Source organism: Stenotrophomonas sp. STEN054 (assembly GCF_056854535.1).
Map to the genome: position 1 here is coordinate 1 of NZ_JBXFWG010000016.1, position 16,485 is coordinate 16,485.

The window sequence follows — 16,485 nt, forward strand, 5'->3', positions numbered from 1 at the left end:
GTGGGGGATGTCCTCTATACGCGAGCCCACCCGGGGCGGCTGGTCTCGGGAACCCCCCACCCCCTCCTGGTGTGCGTCTCCCAGCCCCCCGAGACGGGGCCCGGCTCTACAAAGAGCGACGAGCAGCCGAGCATAGGCTCGGCTCTACAACGGCTTATCGCTCCACCTCGAACGGCTGCTCCTGCCAGTCTTCCACGCTGCCATCGCGGCCATGCAGCCGCAGGCCCAGCCAATGCCGGCCGGGCGACAGCGCCTGCGTATCCACGCTGGCATCAAAGCCGGCATTCGGGTGCTGCGGATCATTGGACATCGGCCACAGCGGGCGGATGTCGAGCTCGCGACCGTACTGCGCATCGCCCACCGGCGTGCCGTCCACCAGCACTTCCACGCGCGCCAGGCCGATGCCGTCCTTGAACGCCCAGCCCTTCACCGACAGCGTGCCCGACACCGCTTCGCCGTTGGCCGGTGAATCCAGGTAAGCGACGGCCGGCGTCACGCACTCGCCTTCGGCGCGCTGCGCAGGCAGGCGGAACAACAGGAAGCGCTGGAAACCATGATCGTTGCTGACCACCCTCGGCGGCGGCAGCGGACCCACCTGCGCGCACACCGCGTGGTAGCGCGGCACCAGGTCGCGGAAACGCTGGTCGCTGGGCGACAGCACCAGCAGCATCGGTCCGCTGCGTTCGCCCTCGTGCACCTGGCCCCACTGCGCCAGCTGCGCGGTGCGCCCGTGCTTGTCGTTGAGCGGATGCGGCAGCACCGTGATGTTGCCGTCGCCGAGCTGGAAGCCGAGCTCGGCACCCACCTTGAAGTTGCCGGCCAGCACGCGCGTGCCTTCCGGCATCTGCTGCAGTTCGTCGCGCACGGCAGCTGCCAGCGGTTCCCAGCCGGCGAAGTTGCGCGGGTAGTACTTGTCACCGGCCAGCTGTTCGCGCAGCGACGGCGTGGATGCCATCAGGTAATAGCCAAAGGCCAGTGCCATGCCGGTGCCGGCCAGCCACCAGCCGGTCCGGCGCAGCCAGCGCGGCCAGCCGTTGAGCACCACCGGCACCGCCACCAGCAGCGCCAGGTAGCCCGGCAGCGGCCAGTGGAAACTGATGCGCTCGACATCGGTGAAGAAGCCCAGCAGGAAGATGCTCAGCGTGGACACGCCGCCAACCAGGCCGAAGTAGCGCCACTGCACGCGCGCGCCACCACCGCTGCGCGTACCGGCCAACGCCACCTTCCACATCGCGATGCACAGGATGGGCGTGACCAGCATCGGCTGGATGACCAGGAACCACATTCCGCGCCATTCAAACGCCCAGGGATGGCGCTCGACCACCTGGAATTTCAGGCCGGCATCATGGTTGTCGGCATTCCACGCCAGCAGCGGCAACCAGGCCAATACGCCCACCGCCAGCGCCACCCACACGCGCGGATCGGTCAGCATGCGCCGCCCTTGCGGCAATACCAGCAGCGCGATGAAGCCGACGCCGATCACACCAATGAAGCGGTAGTGACTGAGCGCGCCGATCAGCAGGCCCAGGCCCAGCTTGATGGCGGACGATGCATCGACGCTGCGCAGAAGGCGTGCACCGGCATCCAGGCACAGCACCGCAGCCAATGCCATCGGCACATCGGGCACGGCCAGCAGGCCCAGCGTGGCCGACAACGGCATCAGCAGGGTCAGGCTGCCTGCCTGCCAGCCGGCCACGTTGCCGAACCAGCGCGTGGCGACGCGCGTGACCAGCAACGGCAGCAGCGCGCCGATGGCCAGGAACGGCAGACGCAGCGCGAGCACGTGCTGGCCGCCGATTTCCACGCCCAGGCGCGCCAGCCACGCGGTCAATCCTGGCAGGTCGGAGTACGCCGCCGCCAGGTGCTGGCCTTCCTGCCAATAGAACGCTTCATCCACGAACAGGGGCAGACGCGCGGCCACGAGCAGCTTGGCCGCTGTGACCAGCGTCCATAACCAGAGAAAAATCGTACGTGCGCGCTGTTCGCCCTGCATTGCTCTATGGATAGAATCGAATGGTTCCCGAACGTGAGACGACCATGCCAGCTCCGTCCCCCATGCCCAGCATGCTAACCGATCAACTGCGCCAAGCCCTGCGGGAGGCACAGGATCAGGTCAATGCACTGGTGCTCGGCAAGGTGCCGGAAGTCAGGCTGGCTTTCGTCGCCCTGCTTTCCGGTGGCCATCTGCTCATCGAAGATCTGCCTGGCCTGGGCAAGACCACGCTGGCCCATGCACTGGCCAGCAGCCTGGGGCTGAGCTTCCAGCGCGTGCAGTTCACCTCCGACCTGTTGCCGGCCGATGTGCTCGGCGTATCGGTGTATGACGCCGGCTCGCGCCAGTTCCAGTTCCATCCCGGTCCGGTGTTCTCGCACGTGCTGCTGGCCGATGAGATCAACCGCGCACCGCCACGCACGCAGAGCGCATTGCTGGAAGCGATGGCCGAACAGCAGGTGACGCTCGACGGGCAGACCCATCCGCTGCCCGATCCGTTCTTCGTGATCGCCACGCAGAATCCGGTCGATCTGTCCGGTACGTTCCCGCTGCCCGATTCGCAGCTGGACCGCTTCCTGCTGCGGCTGGCGATGGGCTACCCCAGCCCGCAGGCCGAACGCGAGCTGCTGCGCGGCACCGACCGCCGCGACCTGATCGCGCGCGCCGTGCCGCAGCTGGATGACAATCAGGTGCGCCAGCTGCGTGAAGCGGTCGGCCAGATCCACGTCAGCGACGCGCTGGTGGACTACGTGCAGGCCCTGCTGACCCGCAGCCGCCAGCATGCCGGTGTGCGCGTGGGCCTGTCGCCGCGTGCCGGCCTGGCCCTGCTGCGTGCGGCCAAGGCCCACGCGCTGCTGCTCGGCCGCGGCCACGTGGTTCCCGAAGACGTGCAGACCCTGTTCGTCGCCGTGGCCGGCCACCGCCTGGTGGGCGAGTCCGAATCGAGCACGGGGCCGGCGCTGGCGCGCGCCATCCTGCAGACCGTCGCGGTGGATTGAGGATGCCCGCGCGCGGCTCACGCCTGCTTCGCCTGGCGCGTCCGCGCACGCCCGAAGCATTGCCGCAGCGGCTCGACCGCCGGCGCATCTACGTGCTGCCCACGCGCTTCGGCCTTTTCGTGGCCGTGCTGCTGTCGGCGATGCTGCTGGGCGCGCTGAACTACAACAACAACCCGGCCATGCTGCTGGCCCTGCTGCTGGCGGCGGCCGCCATCGCCAGCGCCATCGCCGTCCACCTGCAGCTGTCGGGCGTGCAGATCGACGCCATCTCGGCCGAGCCGGTGCCGGCGGGCCAGCCGCTGCGCCTGCGCATCGACCTGTCGCTGCGCGACCCGCGGCCGCGCCACGGCCTGGAACTGCAGGTTGGCGACAGCCAGGCCTGGACCGACCTGTCCGCACAGGGTCATGGTGAAGTGGAGCTGGACGTGCCCACCGAGCGGCGCGGCTGGCTCGACCTGCCGCGCATCCGCCTGTCCAGCACCCAGCCACTGGGCCTGGTACGTGCGTGGTCCTGGGTGTGGCCGGAACAACCGCTGCTGGTGCATCCGGTGGCCGAGGCCGTGGCGCCGTCATTGCCCGAGCAGGGCAGCGACCTGCTGCACACCCGCGCCCACGCCAGCGGCGAGGAGCTGCACCAGCTGCGCCCCTACCGCGCAGGCGACCCGCCGCGCAGCATCGCCTGGAAGCATTCGGCACGCCGCGACACGCTGCTGGTTCGCGAATACGAAAAGCCGGTCGGCATCGAAGTGGTGCTGGATTGGCGCGCGCTCTCCACCCTGCCGACGGAAGCGCGCATCTCGCGCCTGGCGCGCTGGGTCGACAGCGCCGAACGCGAAGGCCGACGCTACACCCTGCTGCTGCCCTCGCAGCCCGCGCTCGGCCCCGGCCAGGGCGCGAGCCATCATCATGCGTGCCTGCGCGCACTGGCGCTGATGCCCCATGACTGAGCCCGCCCTCCTGCTGGACCGCAACGCGCGCAACTGGACCCTGGCCAGCGCTGCGCTGGCGCTGCTGCCGCTGCTGCTGCAGCTGCCCAGCGCACTGGCCGCGCTGATCGCGGTGGCCGGCGTGGCAACCGCTGCGTTGTCGCTGCGAGGCGTGCTGCCGATGCCGGTGCGCCTGCTGCTGGTGCTGGCCATGCTGGGCGCCATCGTCTGGCAGATGGGCGCGGTGCGGCCAGGGCGCGATACCGGCTGCGCCCTGCTGGCGGCGATGCTGGCGATCAAATCCAGCGAACTGCGCAGCGTGCGTGATGCACGCAGCCTGCTCGGCTTCGCCCTGTTCGGCCCGTTTGCCGCCTTCCTGCTCGACCAGGGGCCCCTGACCACGCTGCTGGCCGCGCTGGCCGGCATCAGCGGCCTGCTCGCCCTGCAGCGGCTGGCCCACAACGAAGGCCGCAGCGCGGCGCTGCCGCTGCCCGGCCAGCTACGCGGCGTCGGCCGCCTGCTGCTGATCGGACTGCCCCTCGCCCTGGCCTGCTTCTGGCTGTTCCCGCGGCTGTCCGCGCCGCTGTGGGGCGTGCCCGAACGCGCGGTCGGCACCCCCGGCCTGTCCGATTCGATGGAGCCGGACCAGTGGCTGGACCTGATGGCCGATGACACCCCGGCGCTGCGCGTGCAGTTCTTCGGCCCCGTGCCGCAGCCGCAGCAGCGCTACTGGCGTGGTCCAGTGCTGACCCGCTTCGATGGCCACGTGTGGAGGCGTGACCGCGACGCCGACTACCGCCGGCCCGCGCAGGTGACCCACGAAGGCCCAGGCTGGGATTACCAGATCGACTACGAGCCCACCGACCGCCGACTGCTGGTGGCCTTGGACCTGCCCACCGCTGCCCCGGAAGGCACCGCGCTCAACGCCGAGATGAGCCTGGCCAGCCAGCGCCCGCTCTCCGCGCTGACCCGCTGGCGCCTGCACTCGGCACCGGCGACGCGCTTCGATGCCGAACTGTCGCCCTACCAGCGGCGTGCGGCGCTGCAGCTGCCGGCCAACTTCAACCCGCGCACGGCAACGCTGGCCCGGCAATGGCGGCAGGAAGCCGGTGACGACGATGCAGCCGTTGTCCGCCGCGCCCTGGACTGGATCACCGCTGATTTCTCCTACACGCTGGAAACCCCGGCACCCGGGCGCGATCCGGTGGACGCGTTCCTGTTCGACTACAAGGCCGGCTTCTGCCAGCACTTCAGCTCGGCCTTCGTTGTTCTGATGCGCAACGCCGGCATCCCCGCGCGCGTGGTGACCGGCTTTGCCGGCGGCACCCGCAACCGGCTCGGCAACTACTGGGTCGTGCGGCGCATGGATGCCCACGCCTGGGCCGAAGTCTGGCTGCCCCAACGTGGCTGGGTGCGGGTGGACCCGACCGCGGCAGTGGCACCCGAGCGCATTCTCGACACGCTGGAAGACCGGCTGCCGGCCGGCGCCGACATTGACCTGCAGCAGCGCTGGCTGCAGGCCGGTCAGATCGGCGACTGGCTGCGCCGTGGCTGGAACGACCTGGTGCTGTCCTTCGACGCGCGCCGCCAGCAGCAGCTGCTGCAGCCGCTGGGCCTGGATGAGCTGAAGCCCGGCCAGCTGCTGGCCGGTTTCGTGGCCACCGCCCTGCTGGCGATGGGCTGGATGGCCTGGCTGCTGGCCCGTGGCGAACGCGAGCGCGACCCGCTGCTGCGCGCCTGGCACCGGCTGGGCCGCCGCTACGCACGGCTGGGGCTGGCCCGCGAGCCGCACGAACCCGCCCTGGCCTGGGCCCAGCGGGTCCATGCCCAGCGCCCCGATCCTGCCCTCATCGCACTCAGCCAGCGTTTCGCCGAAGCGCGCTACGCTGGCACTCGTACCGAGCTCGCCCCATTATTGCGGGACCTGCGCAGGCATCGCCCGACTTCCGGAGCTACTTCATGAATACCAAGTTCCTTCTCACCGCCGTGGCCGCCCTGGCCCTGTCGGCCTGCGCCACGGCCCCCAAGCCGCTGCAGGGTCAGTTCAGCGTGGTTTCCCCGCGCGACTCGGTTGCCACCCAGCAGGTGGGCACCCCCGTTCGCTGGGGTGGCCGCATCATCGAAACCCAGCCCGGCCAGGGCGAGACCTGCTTCCAGATCATCTCGCGCCCGCTCAATGGCAGTGGCCGCCCGAACCAGACCTCGTCCGACGCCAGCGACGGCCGCTTCATCGCCTGCCGCGCCGGCTTCTATGATCCGGCGGTGTTCGAGGCCGGTCGCGACGTGACCTTCATCGGCAAGATCGACGGTTACGCCAACACCCGCATTGGCGAGTACGACTACCGCCTGCCCAAGCTGGCGGCCGACGTCATCTACCTGTGGCCGGAACAGCGCCAGGTCGATGTCGTGCCCTACCCGTACAGCCCGTGGGGCCCGGGTCCGTGGGGCCCGTACTGGGGCGGTTACCGCGGCTGGGGCTGGTGGTAAACCTGCCACGTCCTGCGTGACGCAGAAGGCCGCCCTCGGGCGGCCTTCTTGTTGGTGCCATCCACGCATCGCGTGGATCTACTGGCGACTGCCATCCACGCATGGCGTGGATCTACCTGGCGACTGCCATCCACGCATGGCGTGGATCTACTGGCGACTGCCATCCACGCATGGCGTGGATCTACTGGCGACTGCCATCCACGCATGGCGTGGATCTACCGCGATACCGACGCGCGCCGTCAGTAGAGCCACGCCATGCGTGGATGCCGTTGCCTCAACGCCCCGGCGTACCGAAATGGCCCAATGGCGCACCGGCCAGCAGATGCATGTGAATGTGGAACACCGTCTGCCCGGCATCTTCGCGGCAATTCATCACGATGCGGTAGCCGTCCTCGGCGAAGCCTTCGCTGCGCGCATACGCGGCTGCCGCCAGAGCCAGCTTTCCGATCAGGTGTGCCTGCGACGGCTGCAGGTCGTCCAGGGTCGGGATGATCTCGTTCTTCGGAATGAACAGCACGTGCACCGGCGCCTGCGGTGCGATGTCCTTGAAGCCCAGCACCTCGTCATCCTCGTAGACGATGGTGGCCGGGATCTCGCGACGGATGATCTTGCTGAAGAGGGTTTCGGTGGTCATGGTCGGCCTCGGCGGGATGTCTTCCGCATTGTAGGCCGGCCACGCCACGCGCGGCCGCGCTCAGTCGCGGAATTCGCTGCGTGTGCCGAAGGCATGCGACAGCGTGCCGCGATCGACGTATTCCAGTTCACCGCCCAGCGGCAGGCCCTGCGCCAGACGGCTCGGCTGCACCTGGCGCGCGCGCGCCAGCTGGGCCAGGTAGTGCGCAGTCGCTTCGCCTTCAACCGTAGCGCTGGTGGCGATGATCAGTTCCTGCACTTCGCCCTGCGCCAGCCGCTGTTCCAGCTGCTCCAGGCCCAGTTCGCGCGGGCCCACGCCATCGAGCGGCGACAGACGGCCCTGCAGCACGAAGTAGACGCCCCGGAAGCCGGTGGCATTTTCGATGGCCAGGCGATCAGCCGGTGATTCGACCACGCACAGCTGGCTGCGCTCGCGACTGTTGTTGGCACAGGTCGGGCACAGCTCGGTTTCGCTGAAATCGCGGCACTGCGCGCAATGGCCGATGCGTTCGACCGCCAGCGCCAGCGCCTCGGCCAACCGCTGCCCACCTTCGCGCTCGCGCTCGAGCAGGTGGTAGGCCATGCGCTGCGCGGTTTTCTGGCCGACGCCAGGCAGCACCCGCAGCGCATCGATCAATTGTTCAAGCAGGGGTGCGGACACGGCGGCAGGCTTTCATTGCGTCGAGCACGCTCGACGATTATCTGTAGAGTCGAGCCATGCTCGACTGAAGGTTGGAACAATCGAGCACGCTCGACTCTACGCAGTTGATGGCACCCGCTTGCACGGGTGCCACGCTGAACATCAGAACGGCAGCTTCATGCCGGGCGGCAGCTGCATGCCGGCGGTGGCCGAACCCATCTTCGACTTCGACTCGGCATCGATCTTGTTCGAGGCATCGTTGAAGGCGGCGGCGATCAGGTCTTCCAGCATTTCCGGGTCGCTGGCCAGCGACGGGTCGATGCGCACCTTGCGACATTCCTTGGCGCCGGTCAGGGTCACGCTGACCATGCCGCCACCGGCGCTGCCGGTCACTTCGATCTTGGCGATTTCTTCCTGGGCCTTCTGCAGGTTTTCCTGCATCTTCTGGGCCTGCTGCATCAGTTGGGCGATGTTGCCGCGCATAGTGTCTTACTCGTCAAAAGAACGGATGGAATCGGAAACAACCCGGGCGCCATGCTGCTGGATCAGCAGCTGCACTTCCGGATCGTCCATGAAGATGGCCTCGGCGGCCTGTTGCCGTTCGCCACGCTGGCGGTCGGCACGCTGGTGCAGGGTCTCGGCCGGGACCTGCTCGGTTTCCACGGTCTCGACCACGATCCTCGGCGCCTGACCCAGAGCCTTTTCCAGCATCTCGCCCAGGGCGGACAGCGCGCGTTCGGAACGCAGGTACTCAAATCCGGGCGAAAGGCCCAGTTTCAAGGTACCGCCCTGACAGCTGATGAAGGCCGCGTTGGCCGCCAGCTGCCGCGAAGGACCGCTGAGGCCGCTGTTGGCCACCAGGTCCAGCCAGTCTTCGGCGCTGGCCAGGTCGGAGATGCTGCCCTGATGCGCTGCCGGCGCCGGTATTGCCACCGGTCCAGCCGGGGCGATCTCGATGCCGTCGGCATGGAACGGGCGCTCCGGCTCGGCCGCCACTGCCACCGGGGCCGGCGGTTCCTGCCACGGGGCGACCATGGCCGCCTCCGGCGTCGCCATCGCGACCGGCACGTCCATTTCCGCCGCCAGCGCCTGATCACGCGCGTCGGCTTCGTCGGTGGCCCACGGCGGCAGATCATCCGCCTCGGCCACCTGCGGCGCCGCTTCGGCCTTCACCGGCGGCGGCGACACGGGTTCTTCCACCGGAACCGGCTCAGGCTCCGGGGTCGGCTCAGGCTCCGGTTGCGGGGCCGGCTCAGGTTCGGGTTCAGGCTCGCGCGACGCTGCCTGCATCGGGGCAGCCACGTCAGCCACCGCTGCAGGGCTCGCCGCAGCAGCTGCAGCTACAGGTGCGGCGTCGTTGCTGCCGGCACCGGCGGCATGGCTACCGCCGGCGTTGCCGCCCGCCGCGCCACCACCCGTCGCACCTTCGACCGACTTCGGCACCGGCGGCACCGCGGCGGCCGGGCGGAACGCCAGCATGCGCAGCACCGCCATTTCGAAGCCGGCACGCGGGCTCGGCGCCAGCGGCAGGTCGCGACGGCCGTTCAGGGCCATCTGGTACCAGAGCTGCACCACCTCCGGGCGCAGGCGCTCGGCGAACGCGGCAGCGTCCAGGCCGTCGACCGGGGCGGCGGCGCCAGGCACCAGCTGCTGCACCTGGATACGGTGCAGGCCTTCGGCCAGCGCTTCCAGCACGCCACTCCAGTCCGGCGAGAACTCGGCCAGCGCAGCCACGACCTGCAGCAGGCGCGGGCCATCGCCCTCGGCCAGTGCGTCGAGCATGGCCGCCACCTGGGTACGGTCGACCGTGCCCAGCATGGTGCGCACCACGTCCTCGCGCAGCGCACCGCCGGCATAGGCGATCGCCTGGTCCAGCAGCGACAGGCCGTCGCGCAGGCTGCCATCGGCGGCCTTGGCCAGCTGCACGATGGCGCTGCCGTCGGCCTCGATCTCCTCGGCGGCGAGGATGCGGGTCATCTGCCCCTGGATCTGGTCCTCGTCCAGGCGCTTGAGATTGAACTGCAGGCAGCGGCTGAGCACGGTGACCGGCAGCTTCTGCGGATCGGTGGTGGCCAGCAGGAATTTCACGTGCTCCGGCGGCTCTTCCAGCGTCTTCAGCAGCGCATTGAACGCCGCCTTGGAGAGCATGTGCACTTCGTCGATCAGGTAGACCTTGTACTTGCCACGCGAGGGCATGTACTGCGCGTTCTCGATCACCTCGCGCACGTCGTCGACGCCGGTGTTGGACGCGGCATCGATTTCCAGCAGGTCGATGTAGCGGCCGGCGTCGATGTCCAGGCAGGCCGCACACTGGCCGCACGGGTCGGCGCTGGTGCCCTGCTCGCAGTTCAGCGATTTGGCGAAGATGCGCGCGATGGTGGTCTTGCCCACGCCGCGCGTACCGGTGAACAGGAACGCGTGGTGGACCCGGCCGCTGTCCAGCGCATTGCTGAGCGCACGGACCACGTGTTCCTGGCCCACCAGCTCGGCAAAACGCTTCGGACGCCACTTGCGGGCAAGCACGAGATAGGACATCAGGCCACCGTCTTCCATCGGATGTTCCATTGTGCCATGCCTGTCCAGCCCCCTCGCCTCCGACACACCCGCTGCACATCGATGACTGGGGGTGCTTGTGTACTGCCGCGCCGCCCGCTAGAATCTGCGCCCCTGCTGAGGCGTTTGCCGATGGCAGGGATCCGGAGAGGTGTCCGAGTGGTTGAAGGAGCACGCCTGGAAAGTGTGTAAGCGTCTAAACCGCGCTTCGGGGGTTCGAATCCCCCTCTCTCCGCCAGATAAATAGAAAAGGCCGCCCTCTGGGTGGCCTTTTCTATTTATCTGGCGCGGGACGCGAAGTGCGCTGCGCGCGCTTCGCCCCATGCGTTGCTGCGCAACGAATGGGCCCCTCCCTTTGCCTGCCTCTCCCCGCCCCTGTCGGGGCAGCCCCTCAACAGAGGGGCTTGTTGCTCCAGACAGATCAGTAGATCCACGCCACGCGTGGATGACGTGCCGGCCTTCGGGGGGCCTTTTCTATTTCTCTGGCGCGGGACGCGATGCGCACTTTGCGCGCTTCGCCCCATGCGTTGCTGCGCAACGAATGGGCCCCTCTCTCCGCCTGCCTCTCCCCGCCCCTGTCGGGGTAGCCACTCAACAGAGGGGCTTGTTACTCCAGACAGATCAGTAGATCCACGCCATGCGTGGATGACGTGCCGCCCGATACCCCTCCCCAGCCGGCCCCATGCGCTATGGTCACCCCATGAGGACCCGGCCCTATCACCGCAACGATCTGGTCGCCTGCATGGCGATCTTTGACAGCAATCTGCCGGCCTATTTCGCGCCGGAGGAACGCCCGGACTTCGAATCGTTCCTGCGTGAGCTGGCGGAAGAACACACCTACCAGGTCATCGAACTCGACGGCAGCGTCGTCGCCTGCGGAGGGCTGTCTCCTCCTGCAAATGGGACCGCCGGGTTCTGCTGGGGGATGGTCGAGAAATCCCGGCACGGACAAGGATTTGGCCGCCACCTCGCACGGGTGCGCCTGCAGCAGGCCGCCACCGATTCCCGCGTGGAGCGCGTTGTGCTGAGCACCAGCCAGCACACCGAGGGCTTCTACGCCGCGCTGGGCTTCCACGTCACCCAGCGGGTGACGGACGGCCACGGCCCGGGAATCCATGCGGTGCACATGGAAACGCGCCTGCGGTGAATGCCCGCCGTGCCTGGCACGGCGGGCATCTCCGCCTGATCGCGCGTCCTCAGCTGCTGGAGAGCTTCATCAGCACCAGGCCACAGACGATCAGCACGGCCGCGCCGATGCGCATCGCACTGACCTGCTCGCCGAGGAACACGATGCCGACCACGAAGGCGCCCACGGCGCCGATGCCGGTCCAGATCGTGTAGGCGGTGCCCAGCGGGAGCGTGCGCATGGCCACGGCCAGCAGCCAGAAGCTGGCGATCATGCCGAGGAGGGTGACCACGGTGGGGGTAAGCCTGCTGAAGCCTTCGGACTGCTTCATGGACACGGCCCAGACAATTTCCAGCAGGCCGGCGAACAACAGATAGATCCAGGCCATGACGGCCCTCCTCTTGGTAGGGCCAGGCCGTCCTGGTCATTGATTCCCGATGCGGGGGAGGTCGTTCCTCCTGCGGCCGCATTCTAGCAACGGGGAAACGCGCCGACCGTACTGCCTGTGTACGGGTTACAGCCGATTCATCGCATGAAGCTGGCGTCCAAGCCCACGCCTGCGCTAGAATGCGCGCCTGCCATCGGCCAGCCGATGTGCAGTCCGGCTGTGGTCTCCGGCGCGCGACGCGCTGCTTCCCCTGATCCGTGAACCGGCCGCCCTTGGGCGGCCAACGTCTCTATGGTGGCCCCGTCGGCCCCTCGCGACGCTAGGTCGAAAATCCCGCCAGGGCCGGAAGGCAGCAACGGTATCGATCGACGCGGGCGCCGAGGTCAGCCGGCGGGGCCACCGCCTTTTTGGGCGATGCCCCGCTCCGGTAGCTGCCAACCTCGGTTGGCGCTCTTCGCCGGGCATGGCCCGGCGCTACCGACGCGCCGCCTTCACCTTCGACGCGCACGATCAGCGCGCACCTGCGGGGTGTGCAGCGCGCGTTCCAGATGTTCCAGCTCGGCCGCCAGCGCCGCGTCGGCAGGCTGACCGGAGGTGTTCACGGCGGATCCTGCGCCAGCACGTGCGGCGCCGTCGGGGTCGCCAGCGGCACGCACTGCCCCGGCTGCGCCACGCGGTGCCCACGCGCGGCCAGCGCCTGGCCATCGGCCGCGCTGGCATAGTGGTAAAGCATCATCCGCGACTGCAGCTCGGCGCTGTACTCGCGTTCCAGGTCGTCCACGCCGGTGTGCGACGGGTTGCCATGCAGGCCGCAGTCGTGGGCGATCAGTTCGTTGTCATTTGCAAAGCGCGCCAGCATCTCCGGAATCGGCCGGGTATCGCCGCTCCAGGTCAACGCGCCCTGCAGGCGCAGGCCATAGGCGGTCTCCGGCCAATGGTGGCGTGCCGGGAACACTTCCAGGCGCACGCCCTCATGCCAGAACGCATCGCCCACCACGACCAGCTGGAACGCATCCCAGAAATTTGCACCGCCCTCGGCCAGCACGTTGGGGTAATCGCCCACGCGCTTGTGCAGCAGCGGCACCACGGTGGCCGGCACGTACAGGCGCACTTTGCCGCGCCGGTGCGTGTTGAAGAAGGTATCCACGAACAGCCGCTCGAAGCCGGCCACGTGGTCCAGGTGCACGTGGGTGACGAACAGCGCCTGCGGCAGGTGCCCATAGTGCGCCTTGAAGGCGGTCAGGCCCTCGCCACCGCAATCGATGGTCAGCCACGGCCGGCCATCACGCTCGATGACCGACATGGGGGAACCCAGCTCGACCGCGGACGCATTGCCGACGCCGAGAAAACGCAACGACCAGTCCATCAGGTGCCCCGGTTCCAGGCCATGTCATAGGCGCGACGCAGCCGCGCGTAGTCCTTCTGCACGTCTTCCACGCTGCGCTCGCCGCGCAGCTTGACCAGCGAACGCAGCAGGCGCTTGAGGTTGCGCTCGCGCCAGGCGGTGGCCGGGATGCGGATGACTCCACGGTCGAAGTCGATCAGCCAGCCGTGGCCATTGCCATCGAACAGGATGTTGTGGGCGTTGAGGTCGGCATGGTCCAGGCCGGCGCGATGGAAGCGCGCGATCAGCCGGCCCGCCTCTTCCCACGGCGCGCCACGGCCGGCCACCAGCGCGCGGTCGGCCAGCGAGCGCACGCCCTCGATGCGTTCCATCAGGATGGCCGCGCGGTAGCGCATGCCTTCACGCATGTAGAAGGCCGCTACCGGCCGGGGCACCGGCAGCTTCTGCGCGCGCAGGGCGCGCATCAGCCGGAATTCGGCAAAACTGCGGGTACGGTCGGCGCCACGCCAGATGTACTGGTCCCGGCTGAGCTTGGCTGCCAGGCCGCCACGCAGGTAGTGGCGCAGCACCCCGGGACCGAAGGAGGCATCGACGAACCAGGCACTGCCGCGCCCGCCCTCACCCACCGGCCGGGCCTTGCTGCCCCAGTGCTGGGGCGAGAACAGGCCGACGTCGGCTTGCCGCAGCCGCTCGCGGTCGAACAGAATGGCCCCGATGCCGCGACCCTCGCGGCATGGCGTCAGCGCTTCATTGGCGTCAAATGCGACCATCATCTTTGAGTCTAACAACACATGGCATCAGCGTCCTCATCCTTGTGCCTCCTGCGCCTGTCTGCCCTGGGGGATGTCACCCACGTTGTTCCCCTGGTGCGCACCCTGCAGGCCGCGCGCCCGGACACGCCGATCCACTGGATCATCGACAAGGTCGGCCACAAGCTGCTGGATGGCCTGCCCGGCGTGGTGTTCCATGCGTACGACAAGAAGACCGGCATGGCCGGGGTCAAGGAGCTGCGCACGCAGCTGCCGCCGGGCCGCTTCGAAGCGCTGCTGCAGATGCAGGTAGCCTTCCGCGCGAACCTGCTGTCGGCCTTCATTCCGGCCGAGCGCCGCGTCGGCTACGACCGCAGCCGTTCCAAGGACCTGCACGGACTGTTCATCAACGAACGCATTCCCGACCGCCCGGGCATCCACGTGCTCGATGCCATCGGCAGCTTCTGCGAACCGCTGGGCCTGCGCCAGACCGAAGTGAGCTGGGACCTCGCGGTGCCGCCGTCGGCCTACGAGTGGGCCGCTGCGCAGTGGCCCGACGATGGCCGCCCGGTGCTGATGATCTCGCCGTGCTCCAGCCACGTCATGCGCAACTGGTATGCCGACCGCTATGCAGCGGTGGCCAACCACGCCAGCGAGCGCGGCTGGCAGGTGGTGCTGTGCGGTGGCCGCAGCGAACTGGAGCGCAGCATGGCCGATGCCATCCTCACCCAGCTGGCGACGCCGGCGCTGGACCTGGTAGGCAGGGACACGCTGAAGCAGCTGCCGGCCCTGCTGGCCCGCGCCAACCTGGTGATGACCCCGGATTCGGGCCCGATGCACATCGCCAATGCGATGGGCGCCAAGGTGCTGGGCCTGCATGCGGCCAGCAACCCGCACCGCAGCGGCCCCTATTCCGACCGGCGCTACTGCGTGGACCGTTATGACGATGCCGCGCGCAAGTACCTGGGCAAGACCGCCGCCGATCTCAAGTGGGGCACCAAGATCGAGTTCGACGATGTGATGGAACTGGTCACCGTCGAGGACGGCATCGCCGCCTTCGAGCGCTACGTGGCCGATCACCTGGCGTGATCAATGGGCGCGGGCCGCCTGTGGCCCGCGCCATCCACGCGTGGCGTGGATCTACTTGTAGGATTTTTCTTCCACGTACGCCGAGCCCAGCGCGAGGTTGATCGCCTTCTTGATGCGCGCGCGCTCGTCGTTGCGCAGGTAGACGCTGCGGGCCAGGTCGATGAAGGCTTGGTCGAAGGCCTGCGCCTTTTCCTTCAGGCGGACCTCGTCCTCGATGTCCCACAGCTGCTCGTTGACCGCCTTCAGATCGGCACGCAGCCTGGCGATGTCCTTCACCGCCGCCGGATGGCCCATCCAGGTGGCATCCAGCGCGGACAGCTCGCGGCGCACGTTGGCCAGCTTGCCTTCGTCGCTGATGCGCTCGGACTTGATCTGCAGGATCGAGATCTTGTCCAGCAGCTCGCCGAAAGAAACAGGCACAAGGATTTCAGCGGTCATGGCAGCGCTCCAGCAATTGATGCGCACATGGTAACCGCAGCGCGCAGCGGGCAGAGGCATCCACGCATGGCGTGGATCTACTGATCTGCCGGAGGGCTGTCCCGCGCCAGATTAAAAAAGAAGGGCTGCCTTTCGGCAGCCCTTCTTTTTTAATCTGGCGGAGAGGGGGGGATTCGAACCCCCGAGGCGCTATAAACGCCTGCCTGATTTCGAGTCAGGTACATTCAACCGCTCTGCCACCTCTCCAAGTGTCCCCCGGCGAACCGGGGACGCGCATCATACGAGGAAGCGCGGCAGACCACAAGCCATTGCCCCCCATCATGTGAAAATTTTCTGACTGAACGCCTTGCCGGATGTCCGCTTGGCCGTGATGATGCCGTTCTCCCCGGCATGACCCCGCCCAGCAACCACCATGATTGAATTCGGACACCTCACCCACCCCGGCCTGCGCCGCGAGCTCAACGAGGACACCTATTACGGTGACAGCGAGCTGGCCCTGTGGCTGGTGGCCGACGGCATGGGCGGGCACGCCTGCGGCGAGGTGGCCAGCGCCCTGGCACGCGAGACCATCGTCCGCGAGATCCGTCGTGGCGCGCCGCTGGCCCACGCCATCCGCACCGCCGACGAGGAGATCATCCGTGCCTCGCGGCGGCGCAACGACACCCTGCCGATGGGCACCACCGTGGTTGCCGCACGCGTACAGGGCAACCGCTATGAAGTGGCCTGGGTCGGCGACAGCCGCGCCTACCTGTGGCGCGACGGCCAGCTGGCCCAGCTCAGCCAGGACCACAGTGTGGTGCAGGAACTGGTGGCGCAGGGGAACCTGACCGCCGAACAGGCGCGCGCCCACCCGCACCGCAACGTGGTCACCCAGGCCCTGGGCGTGACCGACCCGAACCATCTGAACGTGGCCACCACCAGCGGCGAACTGCGCCCGGGCATGCAGCTGCTGCTGTGCAGTGACGGCCTGACCGAGGAAGTCGACGACCGCGACATCGCCCGCACCCTCGCCTACGACGACGCCAGCGCGCAGGAATGCGTGGACAGCCTGGTCGCCTCGGCCCTGGACGGTGGCGGGTCCGACAACATCACCGTGATCCTGGTGCGCTGCCATTAACCG

16 protein-coding genes, 2 tRNA genes and 1 other RNA gene are annotated in these 16,485 nt (G+C 68.3%); 9 read left to right on the forward strand and 10 right to left on the reverse strand.

Features of this window, described 5'->3' with window-relative positions:
- Positions 1 to 154: 154 nt before the first annotated feature.
- Positions 155 to 1,993 carry a glycosyltransferase family 39 protein gene (locus AC1VXD_RS08350; RefSeq protein ID WP_482991677.1) on the reverse strand — a complete coding sequence of 613 codons (1,839 nt, stop codon included), beginning with the start codon at positions 1,991 to 1,993 and terminating at the stop codon, positions 155 to 157.
- A gap of 44 nt (positions 1,994 to 2,037) precedes the next feature.
- On the opposite strand from AC1VXD_RS08350, the gene AC1VXD_RS08355 reads away from it, so the two are divergent.
- The 4 genes from AC1VXD_RS08355 to AC1VXD_RS08370 are packed head-to-tail and all read left to right on the forward strand — an operon-like array spanning position 2,038 to position 6,404.
- Positions 2,038 to 2,991 carry an AAA family ATPase gene (locus AC1VXD_RS08355; protein WP_482991678.1) on the forward strand — a complete coding sequence of 318 codons (954 nt, stop codon included), beginning with the start codon at positions 2,038 to 2,040 and terminating at the stop codon, positions 2,989 to 2,991.
- A complete protein-coding gene (locus AC1VXD_RS08360; protein WP_482991679.1) occupies positions 2,988 to 3,938 on the forward strand; it encodes a DUF58 domain-containing protein in 951 nt (316 codons plus the stop codon). Before AC1VXD_RS08355 ends, AC1VXD_RS08360 begins: the two co-directional genes overlap by 4 nt.
- Positions 3,931 to 5,880, forward strand: coding sequence for a transglutaminase TgpA family protein (locus AC1VXD_RS08365; RefSeq protein ID WP_482991680.1), 1,950 nt, complete (start codon positions 3,931 to 3,933; stop codon positions 5,878 to 5,880). The genes AC1VXD_RS08360 and AC1VXD_RS08365 overlap by 8 nt, the downstream gene beginning before the upstream one ends.
- Positions 5,877 to 6,404 carry a Slp family lipoprotein gene (locus AC1VXD_RS08370; RefSeq protein WP_108767977.1) on the forward strand — a complete coding sequence of 176 codons (528 nt, stop codon included), beginning with the start codon at positions 5,877 to 5,879 and terminating at the stop codon, positions 6,402 to 6,404. The genes AC1VXD_RS08365 and AC1VXD_RS08370 overlap by 4 nt, the downstream gene beginning before the upstream one ends.
- Before the next feature lie 274 nt (positions 6,405 to 6,678).
- On the opposite strand, the gene AC1VXD_RS08375 is transcribed toward AC1VXD_RS08370, so the two are convergent.
- The 4 genes from AC1VXD_RS08375 to dnaX all read right to left on the reverse strand — a co-directional run bounded on the left by AC1VXD_RS08375 (position 6,679) and on the right by dnaX (position 10,230).
- Positions 6,679 to 7,038 (reverse strand): histidine triad nucleotide-binding protein, encoded by a 360-nt coding sequence (locus tag AC1VXD_RS08375; RefSeq protein ID WP_108770623.1) that lies wholly within the window; start codon positions 7,036 to 7,038, stop codon positions 6,679 to 6,681.
- 60 nt (positions 7,039 to 7,098) lie between these two features.
- Positions 7,099 to 7,698, reverse strand: a complete 600-nt coding sequence (gene recR / locus AC1VXD_RS08380; protein WP_108760009.1) for a recombination mediator RecR — start codon at positions 7,696 to 7,698, stop codon at positions 7,099 to 7,101.
- Positions 7,699 to 7,839: 141 nt separating this feature from the next.
- Positions 7,840 to 8,160: a YbaB/EbfC family nucleoid-associated protein gene (locus AC1VXD_RS08385; RefSeq protein WP_004154630.1), complete on the reverse strand. Its 321-nt coding sequence runs from the start codon at positions 8,158 to 8,160 to the stop codon at positions 7,840 to 7,842.
- Between the two features lie 6 nt (positions 8,161 to 8,166).
- Positions 8,167 to 10,230, reverse strand: a complete 2,064-nt coding sequence (dnaX, locus tag AC1VXD_RS08390; RefSeq protein WP_482991748.1) for a DNA polymerase III subunit gamma/tau — start codon at positions 10,228 to 10,230, stop codon at positions 8,167 to 8,169.
- A gap of 145 nt (positions 10,231 to 10,375) precedes the next feature.
- Here dnaX and AC1VXD_RS08395 point away from each other — a divergent pair.
- Positions 10,376 to 10,468, forward strand: a tRNA-Ser gene (locus tag AC1VXD_RS08395).
- A 462-nt stretch (positions 10,469 to 10,930) separates the two neighbouring features.
- On the forward strand, positions 10,931 to 11,377 hold the full coding sequence (locus tag AC1VXD_RS08400) for a GNAT family N-acetyltransferase (protein WP_482991749.1): 447 nt from the start codon (positions 10,931 to 10,933) through the stop codon (positions 11,375 to 11,377).
- 49 nt (positions 11,378 to 11,426) lie between these two features.
- Here the strand turns inward: AC1VXD_RS08400 and AC1VXD_RS08405 are convergent, their stop codons facing one another.
- Positions 11,427 to 11,744, reverse strand: a complete 318-nt coding sequence (locus AC1VXD_RS08405; protein WP_313146237.1) for a DMT family transporter — start codon at positions 11,742 to 11,744, stop codon at positions 11,427 to 11,429.
- A gap of 300 nt (positions 11,745 to 12,044) precedes the next feature.
- On the opposite strand from AC1VXD_RS08405, the gene ffs reads away from it, so the two are divergent.
- An RNA gene (ffs, locus tag AC1VXD_RS08410) (signal recognition particle sRNA small type) lies at positions 12,045 to 12,141 on the forward strand.
- Positions 12,142 to 12,342: 201 nt separating this feature from the next.
- Here ffs and AC1VXD_RS08415 read toward each other — a convergent pair.
- The gene (locus AC1VXD_RS08415; protein ID WP_079220827.1) at positions 12,343 to 13,110 is read right to left on the reverse strand and encodes an MBL fold metallo-hydrolase; all 768 of its coding nucleotides are present in this window, start codon (positions 13,108 to 13,110) and stop codon (positions 12,343 to 12,345) included.
- The gene (locus tag AC1VXD_RS08420; protein ID WP_312736990.1) at positions 13,110 to 13,859 is read right to left on the reverse strand and encodes a 3-deoxy-D-manno-octulosonic acid kinase; all 750 of its coding nucleotides are present in this window, start codon (positions 13,857 to 13,859) and stop codon (positions 13,110 to 13,112) included. The genes AC1VXD_RS08415 and AC1VXD_RS08420 overlap by 1 nt, the downstream gene beginning before the upstream one ends.
- Before the next feature lie 21 nt (positions 13,860 to 13,880).
- On the opposite strand from AC1VXD_RS08420, the gene AC1VXD_RS08425 reads away from it, so the two are divergent.
- Positions 13,881 to 14,927 (forward strand): glycosyltransferase family 9 protein, encoded by a 1,047-nt coding sequence (locus tag AC1VXD_RS08425; protein WP_482991681.1) that lies wholly within the window; start codon positions 13,881 to 13,883, stop codon positions 14,925 to 14,927.
- A 51-nt stretch (positions 14,928 to 14,978) separates the two neighbouring features.
- On the opposite strand, the gene AC1VXD_RS08430 is transcribed toward AC1VXD_RS08425, so the two are convergent.
- A complete protein-coding gene (locus AC1VXD_RS08430) occupies positions 14,979 to 15,365 on the reverse strand; it encodes a DUF6165 family protein (RefSeq protein ID WP_482991682.1) in 387 nt (128 codons plus the stop codon).
- Between the two features lie 155 nt (positions 15,366 to 15,520).
- Positions 15,521 to 15,611: transfer RNA gene (locus tag AC1VXD_RS08435), tRNA-Ser, on the reverse strand.
- Positions 15,612 to 15,777: 166 nt separating this feature from the next.
- Between AC1VXD_RS08435 and AC1VXD_RS08440 the strand changes: the two genes are divergently transcribed.
- Complete coding sequence (locus AC1VXD_RS08440; protein ID WP_150454169.1) at positions 15,778 to 16,482, forward strand: PP2C family protein-serine/threonine phosphatase; 705 nt, start codon at positions 15,778 to 15,780, stop codon at positions 16,480 to 16,482.
- Positions 16,483 to 16,485 lie beyond the last annotated feature (3 nt).

Bases quoted from the DNA above. Each gene is read 5' to 3' on its own strand.
- dnaX (WP_482991748.1), bottom strand. From the start codon at position 10,230: ATGGAAGACGGTGGCCTGATGTCCTATCTCGTGCTTGCCCGCAAGTGG.
- AC1VXD_RS08440 (WP_150454169.1), top strand. From the start codon at position 15,778: ATGATTGAATTCGGACACCTCACCCACCCCGGCCTGCGCCGCGAGCTC.
- AC1VXD_RS08400 (WP_482991749.1), top strand. From the start codon at position 10,931: ATGAGGACCCGGCCCTATCACCGCAACGATCTGGTCGCCTGCATGGCG.
- AC1VXD_RS08370 (WP_108767977.1), top strand. From the start codon at position 5,877: ATGAATACCAAGTTCCTTCTCACCGCCGTGGCCGCCCTGGCCCTGTCG.
- AC1VXD_RS08365 (WP_482991680.1), top strand. From the start codon at position 3,931: ATGACTGAGCCCGCCCTCCTGCTGGACCGCAACGCGCGCAACTGGACC.
- AC1VXD_RS08420 (WP_312736990.1), bottom strand. From the start codon at position 13,859: ATGGTCGCATTTGACGCCAATGAAGCGCTGACGCCATGCCGCGAGGGT.
- AC1VXD_RS08385 (WP_004154630.1), bottom strand. From the start codon at position 8,160: ATGCGCGGCAACATCGCCCAACTGATGCAGCAGGCCCAGAAGATGCAG.
- AC1VXD_RS08430 (WP_482991682.1), bottom strand. From the start codon at position 15,365: ATGACCGCTGAAATCCTTGTGCCTGTTTCTTTCGGCGAGCTGCTGGAC.
- AC1VXD_RS08350 (WP_482991677.1), bottom strand. From the start codon at position 1,993: ATGCAGGGCGAACAGCGCGCACGTACGATTTTTCTCTGGTTATGGACG.
- AC1VXD_RS08405 (WP_313146237.1), bottom strand. From the start codon at position 11,744: ATGGCCTGGATCTATCTGTTGTTCGCCGGCCTGCTGGAAATTGTCTGG.
- AC1VXD_RS08375 (WP_108770623.1), bottom strand. From the start codon at position 7,038: ATGACCACCGAAACCCTCTTCAGCAAGATCATCCGTCGCGAGATCCCG.
- AC1VXD_RS08425 (WP_482991681.1), top strand. From the start codon at position 13,881: ATGGCATCAGCGTCCTCATCCTTGTGCCTCCTGCGCCTGTCTGCCCTG.
- AC1VXD_RS08355 (WP_482991678.1), top strand. From the start codon at position 2,038: ATGCCAGCTCCGTCCCCCATGCCCAGCATGCTAACCGATCAACTGCGC.
- AC1VXD_RS08415 (WP_079220827.1), bottom strand. From the start codon at position 13,110: ATGGACTGGTCGTTGCGTTTTCTCGGCGTCGGCAATGCGTCCGCGGTC.